Below are 24,118 nucleotides of genomic sequence, written 5' to 3' on the forward strand. Positions count from 1 at the left end.
AGGCAAGAAACGTAGGATCGTCCTCCGCAAGGGCGTGTTACAGCAACTTCCGGGGTATGCGCCGGGCTTGACCGATCGTCACCGAGGGGCGGCAGGACGTGAGCGAGGGGTACGAGGGCACCACCGCGGACTGCGGCGGCTCAGCGAACGGCACGGGAACAACCCCCGACCGCTCGGGAATTCCGTTCCTGGGGCACGTATTGCGGGTATCGGGTCTTCGGCGGGACCAACTGCGCGCCCGGCGCACCCGGCGCGCAGCCCCGGACGGATGGATGCGACACGCGTGACGGAGCAGCCCACCTCCTTCGAACGCCCGCAACCGGGCGTCGACCCCGCGGAGGCCCGCGGGGCGCTCCTGCGTACCCCGAAGCAGCTCGGCGACCCGGCCTTACCCGACCGGGCCCGGGCCGACGCGGCACCCGGCGGACCGGGCACGGCCGCGCCCCGCGGCGCGGGCAAGGACGGCAAGGGGAAGGAGCCCCCAGTCAACGGCCCCGAGCACTCCCAGCCCGCCACCACCGAACCCGGCGCCCACCGCCCGCGCCCCGCGCCGGAGGCCATCCCGGCGCAGCCCGGCGCCGAGCAGGAGCGCACGACGGGCGGCCAGGAACGCCGTACCGGACGGGGACTGCCGCCCGGGCGGCCGATGCCCATGCGGCGTGACGGGGACCGGCTCAGATTCGTGGGCGCGGCCACCCGGCGGATCGCCCGCGGACTCGATCTCGACGAGATCGTGATGGGGCTGTGCCGGGCCACCGTGCCGACGTTCTCGGACGCGATCCTCGTCTATCTGCGCGACCCGCTGCCGGTCGGCGACGAGCGGCCCACCGGTCCGGTGGTGCTGCGGCTGCGGCGCACCGACCGGATACCGCCGGAGCGGGACACCGACGAGGTGTTGCTGCCGTCGGCGTTCGATCCGGAGCCGGAGCCGTCCGCGCTGGCGGATCTGTCGACGCTCACCACCGAGCTGTGCGAGGTGCGGCCGGGCGGCGCGCTGAACGAGGTGCTGCGCGGGGTGCGGCCGGTGTTCGCCGATGCGCCCGCCGCCCGGGACGCGCTGCCGGAGCTGCTCGGCGAGGGCGGCGAGGCGGTCGTACCGGGCGGGCAGCACGCGATCCTCGCGCCGCTGCGCGGCCGGCGCCGGGTGATCGGCGCGGCCCTGTTCCTGCGCCGCCCGGAGCGGCTCGCGTTCGAGGCGGACGATCTGCTGGTGGCCGCCCAGCTGGCCACGCACAGCGCGCTCGGCATCGACAAGGCGGTGCTGTACGGCCGGGAGGCGTACATCGCCGACGAGCTGCAGCGCACCATGCTGCCCGAGACCCTGCCCCGCCCCACCGGTGTCCGGCTGGCCTCGCGGTATCTGCCGGCGGCGGAGACCGCGCGGGTCGGCGGCGACTGGTACGACGCGATCCCGCTGCCCGGCAGCCGGGTGGCGCTGGTCGTCGGTGACGTCATGGGGCACTCCATGACCTCGGCGGCGATCATGGGCCAGCTGCGCACGACCGCGCAGACCCTGGCCGGGCTCGACCTGCCCCCGCAGGAGGTGCTGCACCACCTGGACGAGCAGGCGCAGCGGCTGGGCACCGACCGCATGGCGACCTGCCTGTACGCCGTCTACGACCCGGTCACGCACCGGATCACGATCGCCAACGCCGGCCATCCGCCGCCCGTGCTGCTGCACCTGGGCGGGCGGGCCGAGGTGCTGCGGGTGCCGCCGGGCGCGCCGATCGGGGTCGGCGGGGTCGACTTCGAGGCGGTGGAGCTGGACGCGCCCGCCGGGGCGACCCTGCTGCTGTACACCGACGGGCTGGTGGAGTCCCGGCTGCGGGACGTGTGGACGGGCATAGAGCAGCTGCGGGAGAAGCTGGCCGCGACCGCGCAGCTGACCGGGCCGGATCATCCGCCGCCGCTGGAGGCGCTGTGCGACGAGGTGCTGGACATGCTCGGCCCGGGCGACCGGGACGACGACATCGCGCTGCTCGCCGCCCGGTTCGACGGGATCGCGCCGAGCGATGTCGCGTACTGGACGCTGGAGCCGGAGGAGACGGCCCCCGGCCAGGCCCGCCGGCTGGCCCGGCGCGCGCTCGCCCGCTGGGATCTGGAGGAGCTGACGGACTCGGTGGAGCTGCTGGTCAGCGAGGTCGTGACGAACGCCGTGCGGTACGCGTCGCGGCCGGTGACGCTGCGGCTGCTGCGCACCGACGTGCTGCGCTGCGAGGTCGGCGACGACGTGCCGCAGCTGCCGCGCCTGCGGCAGGCCCGGGCGACGGACGAGGGCGGGCGCGGCCTGTACCTGGTCAACAAGCTGGCCCGGCGCTGGGGCGCGACCCGGCTGAGCACCGGCAAGGTGGTCTGGTTCGAGCTGAACCGGGGCTGAGCCGAGTTCCCGCGGTGTGACGACGAGAAGGGCGCCCGGTGTGCACCGGGCGCCCTTCGCCGTGCGCGCCTACTGGTCGAAGCCGAGGTCGGGGTCGACCGGTTCCTCCGTGCTGGGGCTCGTCGGCGGCTGGCTCGTCGGGGTCTGGCTCGGGGTCTGCGTGGGTGTCTGGCTGGGGGTCTGGCTCGGGGTCTGGCTGGGTGTCTGGGACGGCGACTGGGACGTGGGCGGGGCGCTGGTCGGCGGCTCGCTGGACGGCGTCTGGGTCGGGGTGTGCGTCCAGCTCGGCGTCTCGGTCGGCTCGACGGCGGCGCCCTGCGTGGTGTTCAGGTCGAACGAGGCCTTGTCGGTCACGCCGAAGGTGTACGCGGCCCAGATCTTCGCGGGCGGGCCGCCGCCGTTCACGCGACCGCCGCCCATCGCGCCCTTCAGCGGGACCTGTGCGCCCTTCTTGACCTTCTCGCCCTCACAGCCGGTGCCGCCGTCCTTGCCCGCCTCGCCGAACAGGCCGACGGAGGTGACCAGGTCGGGGGTGTAGCCGGTGAACCAGGCCGAGCGGTTGCAGTCGGAGGTACCCGTCTTGCCCGCCACCTGCTGGCCGTCGCGCAGCCGGTTGCCGGCCACCGACTCCTGGGCCGTACCGTCGTCGACCACCCCGGTGAGCACGGAGGTCACCGTGTCGGCGGCCGTGCGGCTGATCACCGAGCCGCCGACCGCGTCCGGTATCTGCACCGAGCGGCCCGTGTTCTCCGCCGACTTGATGAGCGTCGGAGTCACCTTGTAGCCGTGGTTGTCGAAGGTGGCGTAGATCCCGGCCATCTCCAGCGGGCTGGCGCCCATGGAACCGAGCGTCTGGGCGGGCACGGCCTGCATGCCCTTGGTGTCCATGCCGAGCTTGCCCGCCGTGCTCATGACCTTTTTCATGCCCACGTCGACACCCATCTGCGCGAAGACCGAGTTGACGGACGCGTTCATGGCGTTCTGGACGGTGATCTTGCCGTAGCTGCGGTTGTCCTCGTTCGGCGGGGCGAACCCGACCTTGGAGCCGTGGTCCAGGACCGGGCGGCGGCTGGTGCCGTCGTAGACGGTGTTCGCGGCGATCGGCTTGCCGTCCTGCGTGGTGGCGTTCTCCTCCAGCGCCGCGGCGAGGATGACCGGCTTGAACGTCGAGGCGGGCTGGTAGTCCTTGCGGGTGGCGTTGTTGTAGTAGTGCTTGTAGTAGTCCTCGCCGCCGTACAGCGCGACGATCTTGCCCGTCTCGGGGTCGACGGAGACGGCACCGGCCTGGACGTCGTTGTCGACCTTGCGCTTCTTCTTGTCGAGCTTGCCGGTCAGCTGGGTCTTGACGGCCTTCTCCAGCGCGGCCTGCTTCTTCCGGTCGATGTTGAGGGTGATGGTCCAGCCGTTCTCGACGACCGCGCTCTCGGCCTGCGACTGGGTCAGCCCCTCCTGGTCCATCAGCTGCTGTTCCAGCTGGTGGTTGGCGAGTTCGACCAGGTAGCCCTTCTGCCCTTCGAGACCCGGGGCGCCCTTGGGCTCCTTGATCTTGGGGAAGTGCATGCCCTCGCGCTCGGCCTTGGGCAGCCAGCCCTCCTCGACCATGTTGTCCAGGACGTAGTTCCAGCGGTCCGTGACCAGCCTCCTGCCGGTGGGGGACGCGACCGCCCAGTCGTACTGGCTCGGCGCCTGGAGCAGGGCGGCGAGGTAGGCGCCCTGCTCGACCTTGAGCTTCTGCGCGTCGACGCCGAAGTAGGCCTGGGCGGCGGCCTGGATGCCGTAGGCGTTGCGGCCGTAGTAGTTGGTGTTGATGTAGCCGGCGAGGATGTCGTCCTTGGACTTCTCGCGCTCCACCTTCAGCGTGATGACCAGTTCCTTCAGCTTGCGCGTGACGGTCTGGTCCTGGTTGAGGTAGAAGTTCTTGACGTACTGCTGGGTGATCGTCGAGCCACCCTGCTTGCCCTTGCCGGACAGCGTGTTGAGCAGACCGCGGGCCGTGCCTTTGAGGTCGACGCCGGCGTCGTGGTAGAAGCTCTTGTTCTCGGCCGCGACGAAGGTCAGCTGGACCTTGCGGGGCACCTTGGACAGGTCGACGATCTCGCGGTTGACCTTGCCGTCGCGGGCCAGGACCGTTCCGTCGCTGAACTTGTAGACGTTGCTCTGGCGCTGGGCGGCGGCATTGCCCTCGGGGATGTCCACGTAGAGGTACAGGCCGATGAAGCCCAGGATGCCCAGCAGGCACACCCCGAAGAAGGTCCCGAGGATCTTCTTCCAGGTGAATATCCGGCGTATGAGGCTCTTCTTGGGCTTGGCGCCGGCGGCGCCCGTGGGCGCGGTGTCCGCCGTGGGCGCGGAGCGGCGGCGCTTGGGCGCCGCGCGGCGGCCACCGCGCTGTCGCGCTCGTCTCTCTTCCGCTCGTCCCATGGGTCCCTACGCTCGCTTCCGTCTCGGGGTCAGCTCCGAAAGCTAACACCCCTCTATATGACAAAGGGCGTCCGATCCGTTCTTTTACGGACGTGACAATGAGCACCCGCCCCACCGAAACCGACGGCTGTCACCGGTGCAGGGTTGCTTGACGGCTTAAAGTGATATCACTTAGATAGAACCGAGCTAAGCGCTACAAGAACGGGGGACCCCTATGTCCACATCCACGCCGGCCGCCACCGCCGACGTCTCCGAGATACCCGCCCCGCAGGCACGGGAGTTCACCGCCCACAGCATCGGCGGCGGGCTCGCCCTGCTGCTCGGCCTGCTCGGGCTCGGCGTCTCCATCGCGCTGTTCGCGGCCTCCGGGGCGGCCCCCTCCCCCGGCGCCGAGGGCGGGCTCATCGCCGCCGGTGTCGTCGTCCTGCTGGCGTCCCTCATCGGGATGCGCGGCCTGAACACGGTCGCGCCGGGCGAGGCCCGGGTCGTCCAGCTCTTCGGGCGCTACCGGGGCACGATCCGGCAGGACGGCCTGCGCTGGGTGAACCCCTTCACCTCCCGGACCCGGATCTCCACCCGGGTGCGCAACCACGAGACCGCCGTACTGAAGGTGAACGACGCCTACGGCAACCCGATCGAGCTGGCCGCGGTCGTGGTGTGGAAGGTGCGGGACACCGCGCAGGCCACCTTCGAGGTGGACGACTTCGCCGAGTTCGTCGCCACGCAGACCGAGACGGCCGTACGGCACATCGCCATCGAGTACCCGTACGACGCCCACGACGAGGACGGCCTGTCGCTGCGCGGCAACGCCGAGGAGATCACCGAGAAGCTGGCCGTCGAACTGCAGGCGCGGGTGGAGGCGGCCGGAGTGCGGATCATCGAGTCGCGCTTCACGCATCTCGCGTACGCTCCCGAGATCGCCTCGGCGATGCTTCAGCGGCAGCAGGCGGGGGCGGTCGTCGCGGCCCGGCGGGAGATCGTCGACGGCGCCGTGGGGATGGTCGAGGCGGCGCTGGCCCGGATCGCGGAGGCCGACATCGTGAACCTGGACGAGGAACGGAAGGCGGCGATGGTGTCGAACCTGATGGTGGTGCTCTGCGGGGACCGCGCCCCGCAGCCGGTCCTCAACACCGGGACTCTTTACCAGTGACCGAGCCTTCTCAGGCGCCCAAGCGCCGGCCGCAGCAGCGCAAGCAGGTGCTGCTGCGGCTGGACCCGGCGGTGTACGAGGCGCTGGCCCGCTGGGCCGGGGACGAGCTGCGGTCGGCGAACGCGCAGATCGAGTTCCTGCTGCGCAAGGCCCTGGCGGAGGCCGGACGGCTGCCGAAGGACACCGGACCGCTGCCTCGGCGGGGCCGGCCGCCTGTGTCAGAACCGTGACAATCGGCCCCGACCTGCGGGGCCGCACCTGCAGCCATCCTCTGCACACTCGGCGTATACATACCGCGTATACACCGTGTGTAGAGTGCTGCCATGTCCATCGGTCACACCCTCCTAGGGCTCCTGGAGTCCGGCCCGCGCCACGGCTACGACCTCAAGCGGGCCTTCGACGAGAAGTTCGGTCACGACCGGCCGCTGCACTACGGCCAGGTCTACTCCACGATGTCCCGGCTGCTGAAGCACGGCCTCGTGGAAGTCGACGGCATCGAGGCGGGCGACGGCCCCGAGCGCAAGCGGTACGCCATCACCGACGCCGGCGTCACCGACGTCGAGCGCTGGCTCGCCACCCCGGAGAAGCCCGAGGAGTACCTCCAGTCGACCCTCTACACCAAGGTCGTCCTCGCACTCCTCACCCACCGCGACGCGGCCGACATCCTCGACACACAGCGCGCCGAACACCTGCGCAGCATGCGGATCCTGACCGACCGCAAGCGCAAGGGCGACCTCGCGGACCAGCTGATCTGCGACCACGCCCTGTTCCACCTGGAGGCCGACCTGCGCTGGCTGGAGCTCACCGCGGCGCGCCTGGACAAGCTCCGTGAGGCGGTGGCCCGATGACCCCTCCCCCCGGCTCCCTGCTCGCCGCCGAGAACCTGCGCAAGACCTACGGCCCGACCGTCGCGCTCGACGGCGCCGAGTTCTCCATCCACCCCGGCGAGGTCGTCGCCGTGATGGGCCCCTCCGGCTCCGGCAAGTCGACGCTGCTGCACTGCCTCGCCGGCATCGTGCCGCCCGACTCCGGCTCGATCACCTACGACGGCCGCGAACTGGCCGGCATGAGCGACACCCAGCGCAGCGCGCTGCGCCGCAGCGAGTTCGGCTTCGTCTTCCAGTTCGGCCAGCTGGTCCCCGAGTTGACGTGCGTGGAGAACGTGGCGCTGCCGCTCCGTCTGAGCGGCACCTCCCGCAAGGAGGCCGAGCGGGCCGCGCTCGGCTGGATGGAGCGGCTGGAGGTGGACGGCCTCAAGGGCAAGCGGCCCGGCGAGGTCTCCGGCGGCCAGGGCCAGCGGGTCGCGGTGGCCCGGGCGCTGGTCACCGGGCCCCGGGTGCTGTTCGCCGACGAGCCGACCGGCGCCCTCGACTCCCTCAACGGCGAGCGCGTGATGGAGCTGCTGACCGACGCGGCCCGCTCCACCAACGCGGCCGTCGTCCTGGTCACGCACGAGGCCCGGGTGGCCGCCTGGTCCGACCGGGAGATCGTCGTACGCGACGGCAAGTCCCGGGACATGGAGCGGGCCATATGAACGTCGGACAGTGGTCCCGCGATCTGGCCCTGGGGATCCGGTTCGCCGTCACCGGCGGGCGCGAGGGCTGGGTGCGGATGGTGCTCACGGCGGTCGGCGTCGGCCTGGGCGTGGCGCTGCTGCTGCTCACGACCGCGCTGCCGAACGTGCTGGCGGCACGGGACCAGCGGGGCGCGGCACGGCAGGACCTCGCCTACGGCGCGGCCGTGCCGCCCAAGGGCGAGAACACCGTGCTGGTCGGACAGAGCGACACCGAATGGCACGGCAAGGACGTCCGGGGCCGGCTCCTGCAGCCCGAGGGTGCGCGGGCGCCGCTGCCGCCCGGCGTCGACCACTTCCCGAAGAAGGGCGAGATGGTGGTCTCGCCCGCGCTGAAGGACCTGCTCTCCTCGGACGGCGCGAAGCTGCTCCGGGAGCGGCTGCCGGACCGGATCACCGGCACGATCGGCGAGCCCGGGCTGATCGGCTCGCACGAGCTGGCCTACTACGCGGGCGCCGACGACATGACGGCGACCAAGAACAGTACGCGCGTGGCGCGGCTGACCGCGTTCGGCGATCCGCACCCGACGACCGAGCGGGCCGACCCGGTGCTCATCCTGATGACGCTGGTCGTGTTCGTCGCCCTGCTGACGCCGGTCGCCGTGTTCATCGCCGCGGCCGTACGGTTCGGCGGCGAGCGGCGCGACCGCCGGCTGGCCGCGCTGCGCCTGGTGGGCTCCGACAGCAGGATGACCCGCCGGATCGCGGCCGGCGAGGCGCTGGCCGGGGCGGTGCTCGGACTGGCCGTCGGCACCGTCTTCTTCCTGATCGGGCGGCAGGTGGCCGGTTCGGTGGAGGTGATGGGCGAGAGCTTCTTCCCGAGCTATCTGGACCCCTCCCCCGCCCTGGCCGCGCTGGTCGCGGTGGCGGTTCCGGCCGCCGCGGTGCTGGTGACGCTGCTCGCCATGCGCGGGGTGGTCGTGGAACCGCTCGGCGTGGTGCGGACGGCCAAGCAGGCCCGGCGGCGCCTGTGGTGGCGGCTGCTGCTGCCGCTGGCGGGCCTCGCGCTGCTGTACCCGATGATCGGCAACGGCCGTGACCACGGCGAGTTCAACCAGTACCTGGTCATCGGCGGCGTACTGCTGCTCCTGGTCGGCGTGACCGCGCTGCTGCCCTGGCTGGTCGAGGCCTTCGTCGCCCGGCTCGGCCCGGGCGCGGTCTCCTGGCAACTGGCCGTACGACGGCTCCAGTTGAGCAGCGGTACGGCGGCCCGCATGGTCAACGGCATCGCGGTGGCGGTGGCCGGGGCCATCGCGCTGCAGATGCTGTTCGCCGGCGTGGAGGGCCAGTACACGAAGGACACCGGCCGGAACCCGAACCGGGCGTCGATGGAGGTCGACCTGTCGGACATGTCCCGGGTGTCGACGGCGGCCCGCGAGTTCGCCCACACCAAGGGCGTACGGACGTCGGAGGCGATCTCCAGCGGCGGGCTCGGCGACAAGCGCCGCGACCCCGCGGCCACCGCGGGCATCACCGTCGGCAACTGTGCCGTGCTGCGCGAACTGGCCCACCTGCCGTCCTGCCGGGACGGTGACGTGTTCGTCGTGCCCAGCAAGGACGACGACGCCGCCGTGACGAACTTGATGCGGCCGGGCCGGCGGGGCTTCCTGGATCCCAGCTACGGGGACGACGAGCCCGGACGTGCGATCCCCTGGACGGTACCGGCCGGCCTGCGCAAGGCGACCGCCCGCAAGGACGCGCTGCAGCCCGGCGTCGGCGGCCTGCTGCTCACCCCGTCCGTCCTGCCGGCCAAGGCCGCACCGACGCTGTACCACCAGGTCTACATCCGCCTCGACGAGTCGGTGCCGGACGCGGACGAGTACGTACGGACCACGGCCGCGCGGGTGGACCGCCTCGCCCATGCCTGGCACTGGGCGGCGACCCAGCAGTCCACGAGGTACACCTCCCTGCGCACCGGCCTGTTCATCGGCGCGGTCTGCGTGCTGGCGCTGATCGGGGCGAGCCTGCTGGTCTCCCAGCTGGAGCAGTTGCGCGAGCGGCGCAAGCTGCTGTCGTCGCTGGTCGCCTTCGGCACCCGGCGCCGCACGCTGGGTCTGTCGGTCCTGTGGCAGACGGCGGTGCCGATCGCGCTCGGCCTGGTGCTGGCCTCGGTGGTGGGCGTGACCCTCGGTGTGGTCCTGCTGAAGATGGCGGACACGCCGGTGACCGTCGACTGGGCGAGCGTCCTGGCGCTGACCGGCGCGGGCGCGGCGGTCGTCCTCACGGTCACGGCACTGAGCCTGCCGCCCCTGGTGCGGCTGATGCGGCCGGAGGGGCTGCGCACCGAATAGGCAGGGCTGCGGCTCGCCCCCTAGGTCCCCAGCACCCGTACCGGCAGGGTGCCCAGGGCCTCACGGAGGGCCGCCGCCAGTTCCTCGTACTCCGCGGCCCGCGCCGCCCCCGCCCGCATCGCGAAGGCGACCCGGCGGCTGGGGGCGGGGTCGGCGAAGTACCCGGTGAGCAGCTGGCTGCTGCGGGTGGTCTCCAGCTTCAGCGCGGTACGCGGCAGCAGTGTGCAGCCGAGCCCCCCGGCCACCAGCTGGACGAGGGTCGACAGGCCGGCGGCGGTCGTCGTCACCGGCGCGTCCTCGCGGCCGGCCTCCCGGCAGATGTCGAGCGCCTGGTCGCGCAGGCAGTGGCCCTCGTCCAGGAGCAGCAGGTTCAGCTCCTTGAGCGCCTCGCGCGGGATGCCCTCCCGGCCGCCGAGCCAGTGGTCGAGCGGGGTGACGAGCACGAAGTCCTCGTCGAAGAGGGGGAGTTCGACGACCCCGGGCACGCCGAGCGGCACGGCCAGCAACAGCAGGTCGAGCCGGCCGGAGTTCAGGCCGTCGATGAGGCTGGCGGTCTGCTCCTCGTGCACCTGGAGGTCGAGGTGCGGGTAACGCTCGTGGACGAGCCGCAGCACGGCGGGCAGCAGATACGGCGCGACGGTGGGGATCACCCCGAGGCGCAGCACTCCCGTGAAGGGCGCCCGGACCGCCTCGGCCTCCTCCAGCAGCGCCCCGACCGCGTCCAGCACCGCCTTGGCCCGTACGGCCAGCCGCTCCCCCGCGGGCGAGAGCAGCACCTTGCGCGTCGTACGCTCAAGGAGGGTCACGCCGAGCGTCTCCTCCAGCGCCGAGACCGCGCCGGACAGGGCGGGCTGGCTCATCCCGATGGCCGCCGCCGCGTCCCGGAAGTGCAGATGCTCGGCCACGGCGGCGAAGGCACGCAGCTGGGCGAGACTCGGCTGCCTCCGCTTGCCATTACTCATGGTCACTGATAGCTACCTCCGATCAACACATCCGAGTGTAGCTATTTCACTAATCAATGCACCCTGTGCCAACATCGATAACGTCCAACCCATGGGAAAGATCCTCAAAAGGGGTCTTTCTTCGCTGCAAGGAGAGCGTGTGCTCACTGTCGGTGACAAGTTCCCCGAGTTCGAACTGACCGCCTGCGTCTCGCTGGAGAAGGGCAAGGAGTTCGAGCAGATCCACCACAAGTCCTACGAGGGCAAGTGGCTGGTCGTGTTCGCATGGCCGAAGGACTTCACCTTCGTGTGCCCGACCGAGATCGCCGCGTTCGGGAAGCTGAACGACGAGTTCGCCGACCGCGACGCCCAGATCCTCGGCTTCTCCGGTGACTCCGAGTTCGTCCACCACGCCTGGCGCAAGGACCACCCGGACCTGACCGACCTGCCGTTCCCGATGATGGCCGACTCCAAGCACGAGCTGATGCGCGACCTCGGCATCGAGGGCGAGGACGGCTTCGCGCAGCGCGCCGTCTTCATCGTCGACCCGAACCATGAGATCCAGTTCACGATGGTCACCGCCGGTTCCGTGGGCCGTAACCCCAAGGAGGTCCTGCGGGTCCTGGACGCCCTGCAGACCGACGAGCTGTGCCCGTGCAACTGGAACAAGGGCGAGAACACCCTCGACCCGGTCGCGCTGCTGGCTGGTGAGTGACCCGTGTCGCTCGACTCCCTGAAGTCCCGCGTCCCGGACTACGCCAAGGACCTGAAGCTCAACCTGGGCTCCGTCATCGGCAACTCGGAGCTGCCGGCGCAGCAGCTGTGGGGCACGGTGCTGGCGACCGCCATCGCCTCCCGTTCCCCGATCGTGCTGCGTGAGCTGGAGCCGGAGGCGAAGGCGAACCTCTCGCCGGAGGCGTACCAGGCCGCCAAGGCGGCCGCCGCCGTCATGGCGATGAACAACGTCTTCTACCGGACCCGGCACCTGCTGTCCGACCACGAGTACGGCACCCTGCGCGCGGGTCTGCGGATGAACGTCATCGGCAACCCGGGCGTGGAGAAGGTCGACTTCGAGCTGTGGTCGTTCGCGGTCTCCGCGATCAACGGCTGTGGCATGTGCCTGGACTCGCACGAGCAGGTGCTGCGCAAGGCCGGCGTGGAGCGCGAGACCGTCCAGGAGGCGTTCAAGATCGCCTCTGTGGTGCAGGCGGTCGGCGTCACCCTCGACGCCGAGGCCGTGCTGGCCGAGTAGGCCGTACGACGAGGACCCCGTTCACTCCTGGTGGACGGGGTCCTCGTCGTTCTGGTCCGCGGACCCGTCGGCGGCCCGCTGCCGGAGTTCCTCCGAGTACTGCCGCAGATAGCCCACCACCGTGTTCGTCACCGCCACCAGCGGTACGGCCACCACGGCACCGCCGATGCCGGCCACCATGCCGCCGGCGGCCACGGTCAGGACGACCGCCAGCGGGTGCACGCGGACCGCCCGGCCGAGGATGAACGGCTGCAGGACGTGCCCCTCGATCTGCTGGACCGCGAGGACGACCGCCAGGGTCATCAGGGCCGTGAACACCCCCTGGGTGACCAGCGCGACGATCACCGCGAGCGCGCCGGAGGCGACCGCGCCGACCAGCGGGATGAACGAGAACAGGAAGATGAAGACGGCCAGCGGGACGGCCATCGGCACGTCCAGGAAGTAGATGCCGATGCCGATGAAGATGGCGTCGATGAGGGCGACCAGGACCGTGCCGCGGACGTAGGCGGTCAGGGTGCGCCAGGCGCGCGGACCCGCGCCGGCCACCCCCGGCCGGGCGGCGGCGGGCACCAGCCGCAGGAACCACTCCCAGATGCGCTTGCCGTCGTAGAGCAGGAACAGCGTCGAGAAGAACACCAGCAGGATGCCGGTGAGGGCCTCGATGATGACCTGAACGCCCTCCAGGCCCGCGGACGTTATCTGGTCGGCGTTGGCGCCGATCGCCTCGCGGAGGTTCTTGGCGATCTGGTTGATCTGCTTGTCGGTGACGTGGAAGGGGCTCTTCAGCAGCCAGTCGCGCAGGTCGTCGATGCCGGACTGGATCTGGTTGGAGAGCGTGTCGATGTTCTCCATGACCTGCCAGGTCACGAACCAGCCCATCAGCCCGATGACGACGAAGCCGCTGATGGCGGTGAGCGCGGTGGCCGGACCGCGCGGCACCCCGCGCCGGGTCAGCCGGGCGACCGTCGGCTGGAGCAGGGCGGTGACCAGCAGGGCGATGACGAAGGCGAACACCACGAGCTGGATCGCGGTGATGACCCGCATCAGCACCCAGACGGTGCCGGCCAGCACCAGCAGCCGCCAGCCGGCCTCGGCGGCGACCCGGACACCCCAGGGCACGGCCTCGGCGGGGTCGGGGCGGGGCCCGGTCGACGCGGTCCGGCGGGCGGGCGTAGCGGGCGGCTCGGCCGCGGGCGCGTCGGCCGGCTCGTCACCGGCGGGGGCGGTGGCGGGCTCGGTGCGCTCGGACTGGTCCGACTGGTCCGACTGGTCGGAGTGCTCCTTCTCCACCTCCGCGCGGCGCTCGTCCAGGCGCTCGCTCATCTCGGTGAGACCGGCGCCGAGCCGGCCGAGCCACCCTGGCACTCGCGACATGATCCGTCCTCTTCCCCCGCGTCCCCGGGCGCTCGCCACCACTCCCCCCTGGAGCCGTTCGGGTACGACCGTACAGGGCGAAAGCCCCTCCCCTAGGGACGGGGAGGGGCTGCGCGAGGTTGAGCGAGGACCGGGCGGCCTAGTACCAGTGGTTGGCCGACCAGAACGACCAGGCCTGGCAGGGGCTGCCGTACCGGTCGTTCATGTAGTTGAGGCCCCACTTGATCTGGGTCGCCGGGTTGGTCCGCCAGTCGGCACCGGCCGAGGCGTACTTGCCGGCGGGCAGGGCCTGGAAGAGACCGTAGGCACCGGAGGAGGCGTTGACCGCCTGGTAGTTCCAGCTGGACTCGTGGTCCACGATGTTGCTGAAGCACTGGAACTGGTCGCCGGCCACCATCTGACGCGCCATCGCCTGGATCTGCGCCACGGTGTAGTTGTTCTGGACCGGGAAGCTGGAGGAGTCGCGGACGTCGGTCCCACGGCTGGCCGCGGACTTCGCCTCGGCGCGCTCCTTTGCCTTCTCCTCGGCCGCCTTGGCCGCCTTCTCGGCAGCCTCCTTCTTGGCGATCGCGGTCTCGGCGGCTGCCTTGCGGGCCGCCGCCTCGGCGTCCTTCTTGGCGCTCGCGTCCGCGGCGATGGCCTGCGCGTCAGCCTGCTGCGTCAGGGACGCGGTCTGCACCTGTACCTGCTGACCCGCGGGTATGTCCGCGAGGAGCGTGGCGTCGGCTGCCGTCGCCTCGGCGTCGTTGGTCTGCGCGGTGCTGCCCGAGGCAACACCGACGACGCTTCCGACGGCGGTGACCGCGGTGGCCGAGGCCACTGCGAATCCCCGGACCGAAATCCGGCTCACACGGTTTCCTTCCAGCATCGCCCGCTTCGGTGACCCTGGCGGACGCAATCGTGCCCCTGGCACTGGCCTCCCAACTGCGGGGTCACGGGAGGCACGGGCCCGGTGGGCAACTCCCCCGAAGGGAGCGCCGCGTGGTGCTCGGGCGGCATACGACGAGCCCTATGGAGTTGGTGTTACCTCTGTGGTGCTGTACCGCTGGGGGTACAGATGTGTCGTATGCGGGGCCTGACAGGACTGAGACTCTGCCGTAACCGGACGCCGGGTGGCAATTCTGTGTTGCGTGTGAAAGCTCACATCCCGTTTGGCCCCGGGGATTTCAGGAAAGCTCCACGCGCGAAGGCGCCGCCCGGCTAGGCTCGTGGCCTTTGCCGGACGGCGCCAACAGTCGTCAGTCCAGGGTCAGATGTGACCGTCCTCCAGCATTTCGGTCACTAGCGCCGCAATCTGGGACCTCTCGGACCGAGTCAGCGTGACATGGGCGAAAAGGGGATGCCCCTTCAGCTTCTCCACGACGGCGACGACTCCGTCGTAGCGGCCCACGCGCAGATTGTCCCGCTGTGCCACGTCGTGCGTGAGAACGACCCGTGAATTGGCGCCGATCCGGGACAGAACGGTCAGCAGCACGTTCCGTTCCAGCGACTGCGCCTCGTCCACGATCACGAACGCGTCATGGAGCGACCGGCCGCGGATGTGGGTGAGCGGGAGGACCTCCAGCATCCCGCGCGCGGTGACCTCCTCGATGACCTCGCGGCTGGTGACCGCCGAGAGGGTGTCGAAGACGGCCTGCGCCCACGGGCTCATCTTCTCCGCCTCGCTGCCCGGCAGATAGCCCAGCTCCTGCCCGCCCACGGCGTACAGCGGCCGGAAGACCATCACCTTCTGGTGCTGGCGGCGCTCCAGGACCGCTTCCAGGCCCGCGCACAGCGCGAGCGCCGACTTGCCGGTGCCGGCCCGGCCGCCCATCGAGACGATGCCGACGTCCGGGTCGAGCAGCAGATCGAGCGCGATGCGCTGCTCGGCGCTGCGGCCCTTGATGCCGAACGCCTCCCGGTCGCCGCGCACCAGCCGGACGTTGCCCTCGGCGGTGATCCGGCCGAGCGCCTTGCCGCGCTCGGACTGGATGGTCAGGCCGGTGTGCACGGGAAGGTCGGAAGCCTCCGGGACGTATACGTGCCCTTCCTCGAAGAGGATGTCCACCTGCTCGCCCGACAGGGTGAGTTCGGACATTCCCGTCCAGCCGGAGTTCTCCGTGATGGCGAGTTCGGCCCGGTACTCCTCGGCGAGGAGGCCGACCGAGGACGCCTTGATCCTGAGCGGCAGGTCCTTCGACACGACGGTGACATCGAACCCCTCGGCCTGCAGGTTGCGGGCCACCGCGAGGATGCGGGAGTCGTTGTCCCCCAGGCGGTAGCCGGTCGGCAGAACGCTGGGGTCCGAGTGGTTGAGCTCGACACGGACGGTCCCGCCGAGTTCCCCGATCGGGATGGGGGCGTCGAGGCGGCCGTTCTTCACCCGGTAGTCGTCGAGCAGGCGCAGGGCCTGCCTGGCGAAGTAGCCGAGTTCGGGATGGTGCCGCTTGGCCTCCAGCTCCGTGACCACGACGATGGGGAGCACGACCTCGTGCTCGTCGAAGCGGGTCAGGGCGTTCGGGTCGGCCAGCAGGACGCTGGTGTCGAGAACATACGTGCGCCGGTCTGGCTTGTGGCGCTTTGTGCTGGTCACCACGGAAGGACGTACCCCCTCGGATGAGGTCGGGGAGCGACGAAGTGATGCTGGACCGGTGTCAGGCCCCCGCGCACGGCGGGCCGTGAACCGGACCTCCGCGGCTGCTTCCGTGCTGCCGCACGGTCGGGCTGGTGCAAAGGGCCTCCCGGGCGGACGGCCCCGTGCCGCCCGCTGAGATCCGACGCCCGTGGTTCGGGTGTCGACCTGTTTGGTCTATGCCCTCGAACATGCGCTGCCATGCGAATGCAGCCAACAGCGGGAAGGTGAACTCCTTGTTACGTCCCACCTGTCGGGACGCATGAGAACGCCCCGTCACCGGGCGGCGACGGGGCGGGGCGGGCGGCTCAGCCGCCGTAGCGGCGGTGACGTGCGGCGTAGTCGCGCAGCGCGCGCAGGAAGTCGACCTTCCGGAAGGCCGGCCAGAAGACTTCGCAGAAGTAGTACTCGGAGTGAGCGGTCTGCCAGAGCATGAATCCGGACAGCCGCTGTTCGCCGCTGGTACGGATCACCAGGTCCGGGTCGGGCTGGTCGCCGGTGTAGAGGTGACGGCCGATCATGTCGACGTCGACGGACTCGGCGAGGTCCTCCATCGACACGCCCTTGTCCTGCGCGTCGTGCAGCATGGAGCGCACGGCGTCGGCGATCTCCTGCCGGCCGCCGTAGCCGATGGCCACGTTGACGAGTATGCCGTCGATGTGGGCGGTGGCCTCCTCGGCCTCCTTCAGCGCCGTCTGCATCTGGGAGGGCAGCAGGTCGGGCGTGCCGACGTGGTGCACGCGCCAGCGGCCGTCGGCGGCGAGGGTGCGCACGACGTCCTCGATGATGCCGAGCAGGGGGACGAGTTCCTCCTGCGCGCGGTCGAAGTTGTCGGTGGACAGCAGCCACAGGGTGACGACCTCGACGTCGGTCTCGGTGCACCAGCCGAGGAACTCCTCGATCTTCTCGGCACCGGCCCGGTGACCGTGGACGGTGCTGGAGCCGGACGCCTTCGCCCACCGGCGGTTGCCGTCCATGATGACGCCGATGTGCTTGGGCACCTGAGCGTGGTCCAGGTGGCCTTCCACCCGGCGTGCGTAGAGCCTGACGAGCAGGCCGCGCAGCTTGTCGCGCAGGTTCACGTGACCCTCCGGGGGTTTGGCGCGGGGACTTGGGGTGCCGGAGCCGTTGAGCCTACCGCTGCCGGAGGCCTGGTCCCGGTCCGGGGTTTTGGATTAGGCGGGCGCGGCTTCGTTGTTCGGCGCGGATTCGCCCTGGCCCGGCGCGCCCGCGCGGCGGAGCCCGCACGCCGGATGCCGCCCCGCGCCTCCGGGGGAGGGACGCGTTCCCGGCGCATGGTGGTTCCCCATGAAAAACGGGCCGGTCCGTGGGGGGGAGACGGACCGGCCCGAGGGGGGGTTTCCACCATAACCCTTCGTAAGGGATGGTGGGTGCATCGGCGTGCCACAACTACTCTCCGGAATCGCCCGGCGACGCCCCGGTGGCCACGGAATGCAGGATTCAGGGGTGCTTCATGGCCGGTTCACAGCGGAATCCCAGGGGAATCCGGTCGGATACGAAGGTATTCGCAAGGATTACGCCATCTTGGGGGCAGATCGGCGAGTTGCCCCGGGTCCCCCCGTCGGGCGACGCCGTCAGCGAACGACGACTTGACGGTCCGGCCGCACCCCGCGCCCAAGATCACCCGGCTTCGCGGCGCCGCGCAGCCCCCTCCGCTGCGCGATGCCGACCGCGCAGCTTTGCTGACGCGAATTTCCGTTGGTCTGAACTTACGTGACAGCTGGGGCGCATGTGAACCGCAGTCGATAACAATGTGGAAACTGCGGCAGAACCCCGGGAGAAATGCCGGACAACCTGCCCCGATTTATGTAGATCTCTCCTGGCCAGCCGGTTTCGTCAGCTCTTCGGCTTTCGTACGTCGAAGAGGTGCCGGGCGCTGTGCGCGACGAACGGCCCCTCCTTCTCGATCCGTTCATGCAGCGCGCGGAGTCGCGGCTCGTACGCCTCGACCGTGAAGCCCGGGACCATCCACACGACCTTGCGCAGGAAATGGACAACGGCGGCGATGTCGTGGAACTCCATCCGCAGCCGCTCCGCCCGCAGCCCGGCCACCTCCAGCCCCGCCGCCTCGGCGTCGGCCCGCTCCCGCTCGGGGTCGCGGGCCCGGCGCACCTCCTCCGGCTGCGGCCCGAGGAAGTACTCGACCAGCTCGAAGACGCTGCTGGGCCCCACATGCTGGGCGAAGTACGTCCCGCCGGGCCGCAGCACGCGGGCGATCTCGTCCCAGTACGGGCGCACCGGATGTCGGCTGAGCACCAGGTCGAAGGCCTCGTCCGCGAACGGCAGCGGCGCGTCGTCCGGGGCCGCGACCACCACGACGCCGCGGGGCCGCAGCAGGGCGGTGGCCCTGGCCACGTTCGGCGGCCAGCCCTCGGTCGCCGCGAGGCACATCGGCCGGGCCGGCTCCGCCCGGCTCAGGGCGAAGTCCAGCACCTCTCCGCCACCGGTCTGGATGTCGAGCGCGGCCTCGGCGCCGGCCAGCCGCTCCCCCGCCGACCGGGCATACCCCCACGACGGCCGCGCCTCGGTGGCCCGCCCCTCGAACCACGAGAAGTCCCATCCCTCGGTGGGCACGGCGGCGCCCTCGGCCACGAGGTCCTCGAAGGAACGGTGTGCGGTCATGCCGTCATGATCGCAGGGGGACTGTCAGTGGGTCCTGCTAGTTTCCGCGCCCATGACGACATCTGATGCCGGTGATGCCGGTGATGCCCGCCGCACCGCCGAGGAGAAGGACGTGCTCCACGCGAGCCTGGACCGGCACCGGGACGTGGTGCTCTGGAAACTCGAAGGACTCGACGACGAGCAGCTGCGCCGGCCGATGACCCCGAGCGGGACGAACCTGCTCGGCCTGGTCAAGCATCTGGCCTCGGTCGAGTACGGCTGGTTCGTGGAGACGTTCGGCCGCGAGGTGGAACCCCTGTGGTTCGACCCGTACACGAGCGAGGACATGTGGGTCGGCCCCGAGGAGACGACGGAGAAGATCATCGCCTTCTACGGCCGCGCCCGCGCCGCCGCCGACCGGGTGATCACCGAGCTGCCCCTGGACGCACCGGGCCGGCCGGCCTGGCGGGACGGCGTCGCCGTCTCCCTGCGCTGGGTCCTCGTCCACATGATCGAGGAGACCGCGCGGCACGCCGGGCACATGGACATCCTGCGGGAGCTGATCGACGGGGCGGCGGGGGACCACCGGGCGGACGGGGACTGACCGACGGCCCGGCGGGGGCCGCCTCACAGGCCGGGGGCCGTCTCAGCGGTCGGCGCCGAGCACCAGCAGCAGATGCTCGTCCTCCCCGTGCCGGACCGTCCCGGACCGCTCGAAGCCGTGTCTCTCCAGCAGGCGCACGGAGGCGGTGTTGCCGCCGAAGGGGTCGGCGTACAGCGGGCGGACCGGCTCCAGCTCCAGGAACAGGCCGAGGGCGCGGGTGCCGACGCCGCGGCCCCAGTACGGCCGCCCGAGCCAGTACCCGACGAACCGCCGCTCGCCCTCCGTCCAGGACACGACGCTCCCGGCGACCTCCCCGCCGACGGTGACCGTCCGCACCAGGCAGTCGGGATCAGCGAGCACGCGCTCCCTCCAGTGCCGGAAGAAGGCGTCCCGCGGCCGGGGGGTGAATCTCGACCGCCGGACGGCTTCGGGGTCGTGCTCGTAGGCGAAGAGGGCGTCCAGGTCGTGGTCCGTGACGTCCCGCAGCCGCACGTCGCCGCTGTTGTCGGCGCCGCCGGTCTCGCTCTCGTCGGTCATACAGGGCAGTGTGGCACCCGCCACTGACAACGCCCCGGCGCGCTCACCGCACCAGGGGCCGGACCTTCTGGGCGGCGAAGCGCACGAAACCCTCCGGGTCGGGCTCGTCCGCGGTCGGCTGCAGTACGACGGTGTCGGCGCCGGCCTCGGCCAGCCGCCGCACCTGCTCGGCCACCTCACTCGCGTCCCCGGCGACACCCACGTCGGGCACGGACTCCAGCCCCTCGGCGGCCAGTTCCGCACGCAGCCGGGCGTCGGCGTCGGCCCCCGTGGCGGTCAGCAGGTACACGACGACCCGGTGCGAGCCGGCGCGTCCGGCGGCCCGCCGCCCCTCCTCCACGAGCTGCCGGGCCCGTCGTACGCCGTCCACCGACGTGGCGGCGGTGAGGAGGGTGCCGTCGGCCTTCTCGCCGGAGAGCCGGAGCGTACGGGGTCCGGTGCCGCCCGCGAGGACGTCGACCGGGCGCGGCGGGGGCCAGTCGAGGGCGACGTCGTCCAACTGGACGTACCGCCCGCGTACGCTGAGCCTCTCCCCGCGCAGCAGGGCGCGCAGGGCGTCGAGATGCTCGCCGAGGAGGCCGAGCGGTGAGGCGGCCCGGGCGCCGACCTGCCCCATCCAGTCCTGCACGCCGTGCCCGACGGTCAGGATGGCCCGGCCGGGGAACATGCGCTCCAGGGAGGCGGCCTCCATGGCGGTGACGGCCACGTTCCTGAGCGGGACGGGCAGCAGCCCGATCCCGACCCGGAGCCGCTCGGTCCAGGCGAGCGCGGCGGCGGCCGTGGAGATGCCGCCCTCCAGGAAGCAGTCCTCCCACAGCCACAGTTCTTCGAGCCCCGCGTCCTCCGCGACGCGGGCGACGTCCCGCAGCCGCTCAGGAGGAAGCTGGGGGCGGAATACGACACCGAGTCCTGTCATAGGCCCCTTCCTAGTGGGGAGGACGGTGAACGACAACGCATTTATGGGCGCAGCGAGTTCTTCGTCCGTGGAAGGGGAGGGCGGGGCATGGGGCGCTGGCGGGACGGACGGGGCCGGCTGATCGTAGGGACGGCGTCCGACGAGGCCGTCCCTCTGGAGATCGCGACGTCCTACCGGGCGCGCACGAGGGGGCTCCTCGGCCGGGACTCGGTGGACGGGGCGATGCTGCTGTCGCCGGCGAGCGGGGTGCACACGTTCGGGATGCGCATCCCGATCGACGTCGCCTACCTGGACCGCCGCCTGACCGTCATCGCCGTCCGCACGATGCGGCCGGGCCGCCTGGGCCTACCGCGTCTGCGGGCACGGCACGTACTGGAGGCGGAGGCGGGGGCGATGGCGGAGTGGGGGTTGAACGCGGGCGTTCGGGTCATTGTCGAGGCGGAATAAGGGTGCCCCGGAAGGCGTCGGCCCCGCGCTGTCGGGCGCCTGGCCAGGACCGCCGTGCTGCGTCCATGTCCCGGCCTGTGCGATGGGCGGCGGTCACTGCTGGGTGCGCGGGAACGTCACCTCCACACGGCGGTTCTTCCGCCGGCCCTCCTCGGTGGAGTTGTCGGCGATCGGGTACTGCTCGCCGTAGCCGCGGACGTCGAAGGTGATCGTCGGGCTGTTCAGGTCCTGGTCCAGTACGGCCTGTACGGCGTTGGCGCGCTGCTTGGAGAGGGTGTCGCCGTGGGCGGAGGAGCCGAGGCTGTCGGTGAAGCCGAAGACGCGGATCCGGGTCGCGTTCTGCTTCCTGATCTCCTCGGCGATGGTGGCGATACGGGTCTTGGCCTCGGGGCTGATCTTCGCGCTGTCCTTGCCGAACAGCACCTCGGCCTGGAGCGCGAAGGTCACGTCGGCGTTGGTGTCCTCGCGGCGCTCGTCCCCGCTCTGGTCCTCCACGACCGACTTGATGTCCAGCACCTTGGCCTCGGCCAGCGTGGCCCCCTCCGGAAGCTTCAGATCCGGATCCGTGGGGTCGACCTTCACCGGGGCGGCGGCGGTGGGTTCGGTGCCGGGGGGTTCGCTGGGGCCGGTGTCGTCGGCCACCGCGGTGGCGGCGGGCAGATGCACGGTGATCAGAAGAACGGCTGCGATGAGGGCGAGGCGGGGTGTGGTGGTCACTGGGGCCTCACCCGGAGATCTTGATGGTGGCCGTGGGGAAGCCCGGCAACTGGAAATCAACCTGGCTTGTCGTGGTGGGTGGGGAAGGGAACTGCATGAAGACGGGCAGGGTTTCACCGGACTTCAGGGCCGGGAGCCCCGTCGTGGTGAGTGGCCGCCCATCCGTGTCGCGCAGGACGTAGTAGCGCTTCTTCCCCTTCGGGTCGACAAGTGTGGCGCCGCCGAGAGAGCTGCCGTTCTTGATGATCTCGGTCTCGTTGCCGCTGAGATTGGACGGAATGACAGCTGTACTGCCGCCGTCGTTCTTCAGGTTGCCGTTCACCGTGACGAAGCCACCGGAGTCCCGCGTGACGGTGGTGATCTGGAGCAGGAGTCCGCTCGGGCCCTTCAGTTCGGCCAGCGGATCCTCCGACTGACCCTCCTGAGGACTGACATCGGACCCACTGCTCTTAGAAGCGGACGCCGACTTCTCCGGCTTCTTGGCGTCGCCCCCGCCACCACCGCAGCCCACCACGCTCACGGCCAGGCCGGCCGCAAGCGTCAAGGCGACCATTCCCCTGCGGGCCTTCGCAGTGAACCGAACGCTCATCGCTCCGCTTCCCTTTTCACTCGTGGTTCGCTTGTCGGTCGGCCAAATGCACATCGAAGAGGTCCTCGGGCGCGGGCAGGGTCGCTTCGTCATCCGGGTCCAGCTTCCAGAGCTTGCCGCCGCAGGTGAGTCGGGGCAGTTCCTCGTCCCCACCGGCATCACCAGGGAACGTACAGCGCGATTCGATGACGGCCGTGGCAGAAGCCGTGGAATGGATGTCCTCCGTCCCTGGCACGACGGAGTCTCCGACTGACTTGTTGGTTTCGACATCGACCGTGTACCGCAGAAGCTGCCAGTTACAGCCATTCAGTGTGGCGTCGTTCTGGGCTGCGAGTTGCTCCGCTCGCCCACATGGGTTGTCGACTGGAACCTTGCCCTCGAAGATGTCCTGCCACTTGGCTGGATCGAGCAAGTCGGCGGCCCATGCGGCCGCGAGTTGGTCACGCCCGTTCTGGGCCGCAGCCAGTGCCGCTGCGTCAGCCGCCGTCTGGGCGCCACCGCGATTCACCGCAGCCTGACCCACCGCGAGATAAGCGAACGCAAGAAAAAGCAGGCCTGCCACCACCGTGATGTAGATGGGGAAGGCCTGCCCAGAGTCGCCGTGTGTGCGCCGGAAGATCAGGTGATCTCCGTGATCTTGGCCTTGATCTTGTCCAGGATCGTCTGCCCGATGTCCGTACCCGTGATCGCCAGCACGATCGCCACAACCACCGCGATGATCCCGAGGTACTCGACGGCGGTCTGCCCCTTGTCGTCGGTGCGGCGCTGCATCGCCACCATCAACTTCAGCATCCAGTCGCTCATGGCGCTCCCCTCCGGCTTCGCTTCGGATTCCGGAAACGTAAGGCCCGGTCCGGCTCGCACCAGAGGGCCCAAGGACCCAACCCCAGGCCCATTCCGCCTTCCTCCCGCTCCGTCTCCGGGGCATATCAAGCCACCCCCAGCCACTTCGCCGTCGCCTGGGATCTCGTGGTGCTGTGGAGCTTGGCGAAGATGCGGTTGATGTGGTTCTTGACCGTCTTCTCGGTGATGAAGCAGGCGGTGGCGATCTGCTGGTTGGTCATGCCGGACGCGATGAGGTCCATGATCTCCGCCTCCCTCACGCTCAGCCGGAACCGTGACCGGAACGACTGTCCCATAGGTGGTTGCAATTGCGAAAGAGGGGGAGTGGTTAAATCCGGCACAGAAGAGGGGAGTTGGGGGGTGGCGTGTGCAGGTGCATCGACCCGGAGGGTCGGCAGTAGGGCCCTCGTCGCCCCCGGCGTCACATGCGGTCGTCCCTCCCGGACATCCCGTACCGCCCGTACCAACTGCTCCGTCGTGAACTCGCCGTGCACCAGATATCCCCCCGCCCCCAGCCGCAGCGCCTCCCGCACGGTCTCCGTCTCATGGCTGTAGGTGAGCATCATGACGGGGGCCAGCCGCACCAGGTGGGGCAATGCCGAGATTCCGTCGACCCCGGGCATGCGGACGTCCAGAAGGATGACGTCGGGGCGGTGCTGGACCGCCGCCTCGTACGCCTCGCGGCCGTCCCGCGCCTCCGCCACCACCGTGGTGTCCGGGCGGCCCGAGAGCAGGGCCGTCAGGCCGGCCCGGACCACGGGGTTGTCGTCGGCGACCAGCAGCCGCAACGGTGGGCCGGCCGGCTCCGGCGTCGGGAAGTCCGGCCGGGGCGCGCTGTGCGAGGGCCGCATGG

At 70.6% G+C, this 24,118-nt stretch carries 24 protein-coding genes; 10 read left to right on the top strand and 14 right to left on the bottom strand.

The features are described from left to right. Positions 1–283: 283 nt before the first annotated feature. Entirely contained in the window at positions 284–2,377 is a 2,094-nt protein-coding gene (locus ABZ937_RS39410; RefSeq protein WP_361699605.1) for a SpoIIE family protein phosphatase, read from the top strand. Between the two features lie 69 nt (positions 2,378–2,446). Here ABZ937_RS39410 and ABZ937_RS39415 read toward each other — a convergent pair whose 3' ends face one another. Further along, positions 2,447–4,798 (bottom strand): transglycosylase domain-containing protein, encoded by a 2,352-nt coding sequence (locus ABZ937_RS39415; protein WP_361699607.1) that lies wholly within the window; start codon positions 4,796–4,798, stop codon positions 2,447–2,449. 214 nt (positions 4,799–5,012) lie between these two features. On the opposite strand from ABZ937_RS39415, the gene ABZ937_RS39420 reads away from it, so the two are divergent. From ABZ937_RS39420 to ABZ937_RS39440, 5 genes are all read left to right on the top strand, one after another. Beyond that, entirely contained in the window at positions 5,013–5,948 is a 936-nt protein-coding gene (locus tag ABZ937_RS39420) for an SPFH domain-containing protein (protein ID WP_361699609.1), read from the top strand. Then, positions 5,945–6,178, top strand: coding sequence for a hypothetical protein (locus tag ABZ937_RS39425; RefSeq protein ID WP_361699611.1), 234 nt, complete (start codon positions 5,945–5,947; stop codon positions 6,176–6,178). The genes ABZ937_RS39420 and ABZ937_RS39425 overlap by 4 nt, the downstream gene beginning before the upstream one ends. Before the next feature lie 93 nt (positions 6,179–6,271). Continuing rightward, on the top strand, positions 6,272–6,796 hold the full coding sequence (locus ABZ937_RS39430) for a PadR family transcriptional regulator (RefSeq protein ID WP_361699614.1): 525 nt from the start codon (positions 6,272–6,274) through the stop codon (positions 6,794–6,796). After that, entirely contained in the window at positions 6,793–7,482 is a 690-nt protein-coding gene (locus tag ABZ937_RS39435; RefSeq protein WP_361699615.1) for an ABC transporter ATP-binding protein, read from the top strand. The genes ABZ937_RS39430 and ABZ937_RS39435 overlap by 4 nt, the downstream gene beginning before the upstream one ends. Next, positions 7,479–9,812, top strand: coding sequence for an FtsX-like permease family protein (locus tag ABZ937_RS39440; protein WP_361699617.1), 2,334 nt, complete (start codon positions 7,479–7,481; stop codon positions 9,810–9,812). The genes ABZ937_RS39435 and ABZ937_RS39440 overlap by 4 nt, the downstream gene beginning before the upstream one ends. Before the next feature lie 20 nt (positions 9,813–9,832). On the opposite strand, the gene ABZ937_RS39445 is transcribed toward ABZ937_RS39440, so the two are convergent. Beyond that, positions 9,833–10,774, bottom strand: a complete 942-nt coding sequence (locus ABZ937_RS39445) for a LysR substrate-binding domain-containing protein (protein WP_361699665.1) — start codon at positions 10,772–10,774, stop codon at positions 9,833–9,835. A gap of 139 nt (positions 10,775–10,913) precedes the next feature. On the opposite strand from ABZ937_RS39445, the gene ABZ937_RS39450 reads away from it, so the two are divergent. Together ABZ937_RS39450 and ABZ937_RS39455 are read left to right on the top strand one after the other, a co-directional pair. Beyond that, the gene (locus tag ABZ937_RS39450) at positions 10,914–11,468 is read left to right on the top strand and encodes a peroxiredoxin (protein WP_361699619.1); all 555 of its coding nucleotides are present in this window, start codon (positions 10,914–10,916) and stop codon (positions 11,466–11,468) included. Positions 11,469–11,471: 3 nt separating this feature from the next. After that, positions 11,472–12,005 carry an alkyl hydroperoxide reductase gene (locus tag ABZ937_RS39455; RefSeq protein ID WP_184968187.1) on the top strand — a complete coding sequence of 178 codons (534 nt, stop codon included), beginning with the start codon at positions 11,472–11,474 and terminating at the stop codon, positions 12,003–12,005. A gap of 21 nt (positions 12,006–12,026) precedes the next feature. On the opposite strand, the gene ABZ937_RS39460 is transcribed toward ABZ937_RS39455, so the two are convergent. The 5 genes from ABZ937_RS39460 to ABZ937_RS39480 all read right to left on the bottom strand — a co-directional run bounded on the left by ABZ937_RS39460 (position 12,027) and on the right by ABZ937_RS39480 (position 18,633). Beyond that, positions 12,027–13,379: an AI-2E family transporter gene (locus ABZ937_RS39460; protein WP_361699621.1), complete on the bottom strand. Its 1,353-nt coding sequence runs from the start codon at positions 13,377–13,379 to the stop codon at positions 12,027–12,029. 139 nt (positions 13,380–13,518) lie between these two features. Next, positions 13,519–14,247, bottom strand: coding sequence for a transglycosylase SLT domain-containing protein (locus ABZ937_RS39465; RefSeq protein WP_361699623.1), 729 nt, complete (start codon positions 14,245–14,247; stop codon positions 13,519–13,521). A 381-nt stretch (positions 14,248–14,628) separates the two neighbouring features. Next, entirely contained in the window at positions 14,629–15,954 is a 1,326-nt protein-coding gene (locus ABZ937_RS39470; RefSeq protein ID WP_361699625.1) for a PhoH family protein, read from the bottom strand. Between the two features lie 344 nt (positions 15,955–16,298). Beyond that, on the bottom strand, positions 16,299–17,072 hold the full coding sequence (locus tag ABZ937_RS39475) for an isoprenyl transferase (protein ID WP_361699627.1): 774 nt from the start codon (positions 17,070–17,072) through the stop codon (positions 16,299–16,301). Positions 17,073–17,847: 775 nt separating this feature from the next. Continuing rightward, the gene (locus ABZ937_RS39480) at positions 17,848–18,633 is read right to left on the bottom strand and encodes a class I SAM-dependent methyltransferase (protein ID WP_361699628.1); all 786 of its coding nucleotides are present in this window, start codon (positions 18,631–18,633) and stop codon (positions 17,848–17,850) included. Positions 18,634–18,685: 52 nt separating this feature from the next. On the opposite strand from ABZ937_RS39480, the gene ABZ937_RS39485 reads away from it, so the two are divergent. Continuing rightward, positions 18,686–19,216 (top strand): DinB family protein, encoded by a 531-nt coding sequence (locus tag ABZ937_RS39485; RefSeq protein ID WP_361699630.1) that lies wholly within the window; start codon positions 18,686–18,688, stop codon positions 19,214–19,216. 42 nt (positions 19,217–19,258) lie between these two features. On the opposite strand, the gene ABZ937_RS39490 is transcribed toward ABZ937_RS39485, so the two are convergent. Both ABZ937_RS39490 and ABZ937_RS39495 read right to left on the bottom strand, forming a co-directional pair. Next, positions 19,259–19,753 (bottom strand): GNAT family protein, encoded by a 495-nt coding sequence (locus tag ABZ937_RS39490; protein ID WP_361699631.1) that lies wholly within the window; start codon positions 19,751–19,753, stop codon positions 19,259–19,261. A gap of 43 nt (positions 19,754–19,796) precedes the next feature. Continuing rightward, on the bottom strand, positions 19,797–20,705 hold the full coding sequence (locus ABZ937_RS39495) for an LLM class flavin-dependent oxidoreductase (RefSeq protein ID WP_361699633.1): 909 nt from the start codon (positions 20,703–20,705) through the stop codon (positions 19,797–19,799). A gap of 51 nt (positions 20,706–20,756) precedes the next feature. Here ABZ937_RS39495 and ABZ937_RS39500 point away from each other — a divergent pair, with 51 nt between their 5' ends. After that, a complete protein-coding gene (locus ABZ937_RS39500) occupies positions 20,757–21,116 on the top strand; it encodes a DUF192 domain-containing protein (RefSeq protein WP_361699635.1) in 360 nt (119 codons plus the stop codon). A gap of 93 nt (positions 21,117–21,209) precedes the next feature. On the opposite strand, the gene ABZ937_RS39505 is transcribed toward ABZ937_RS39500, so the two are convergent. The 5 genes from ABZ937_RS39505 to ABZ937_RS39525 all read right to left on the bottom strand — a co-directional run bounded on the left by ABZ937_RS39505 (position 21,210) and on the right by ABZ937_RS39525 (position 24,116). Next, on the bottom strand, positions 21,210–21,833 hold the full coding sequence (locus ABZ937_RS39505; RefSeq protein ID WP_361699637.1) for an OmpA family protein: 624 nt from the start codon (positions 21,831–21,833) through the stop codon (positions 21,210–21,212). Positions 21,834–21,840: 7 nt separating this feature from the next. Then, the gene (locus ABZ937_RS39510) at positions 21,841–22,422 is read right to left on the bottom strand and encodes a hypothetical protein (RefSeq protein ID WP_361699639.1); all 582 of its coding nucleotides are present in this window, start codon (positions 22,420–22,422) and stop codon (positions 21,841–21,843) included. Positions 22,423–22,438: 16 nt separating this feature from the next. Then, on the bottom strand, positions 22,439–23,041 hold the full coding sequence (locus ABZ937_RS39515; RefSeq protein WP_361699667.1) for a pilus assembly protein TadG-related protein: 603 nt from the start codon (positions 23,039–23,041) through the stop codon (positions 22,439–22,441). Next, positions 23,041–23,226 (bottom strand): hypothetical protein, encoded by a 186-nt coding sequence (locus tag ABZ937_RS39520; protein WP_358639281.1) that lies wholly within the window; start codon positions 23,224–23,226, stop codon positions 23,041–23,043. Before ABZ937_RS39520 ends, ABZ937_RS39515 begins: the two co-directional genes overlap by 1 nt. Positions 23,227–23,351: 125 nt before the next feature. Continuing rightward, positions 23,352–24,116, bottom strand: a complete 765-nt coding sequence (locus ABZ937_RS39525; protein WP_361699641.1) for a response regulator transcription factor — start codon at positions 24,114–24,116, stop codon at positions 23,352–23,354. Positions 24,117–24,118 lie beyond the last annotated feature (2 nt).

It is taken from the genome of Streptomyces sp. NPDC046727 (assembly GCF_040645635.1).
Lineage (GTDB): Bacteria > Actinomycetota > Actinomycetes > Streptomycetales > Streptomycetaceae > Streptomyces.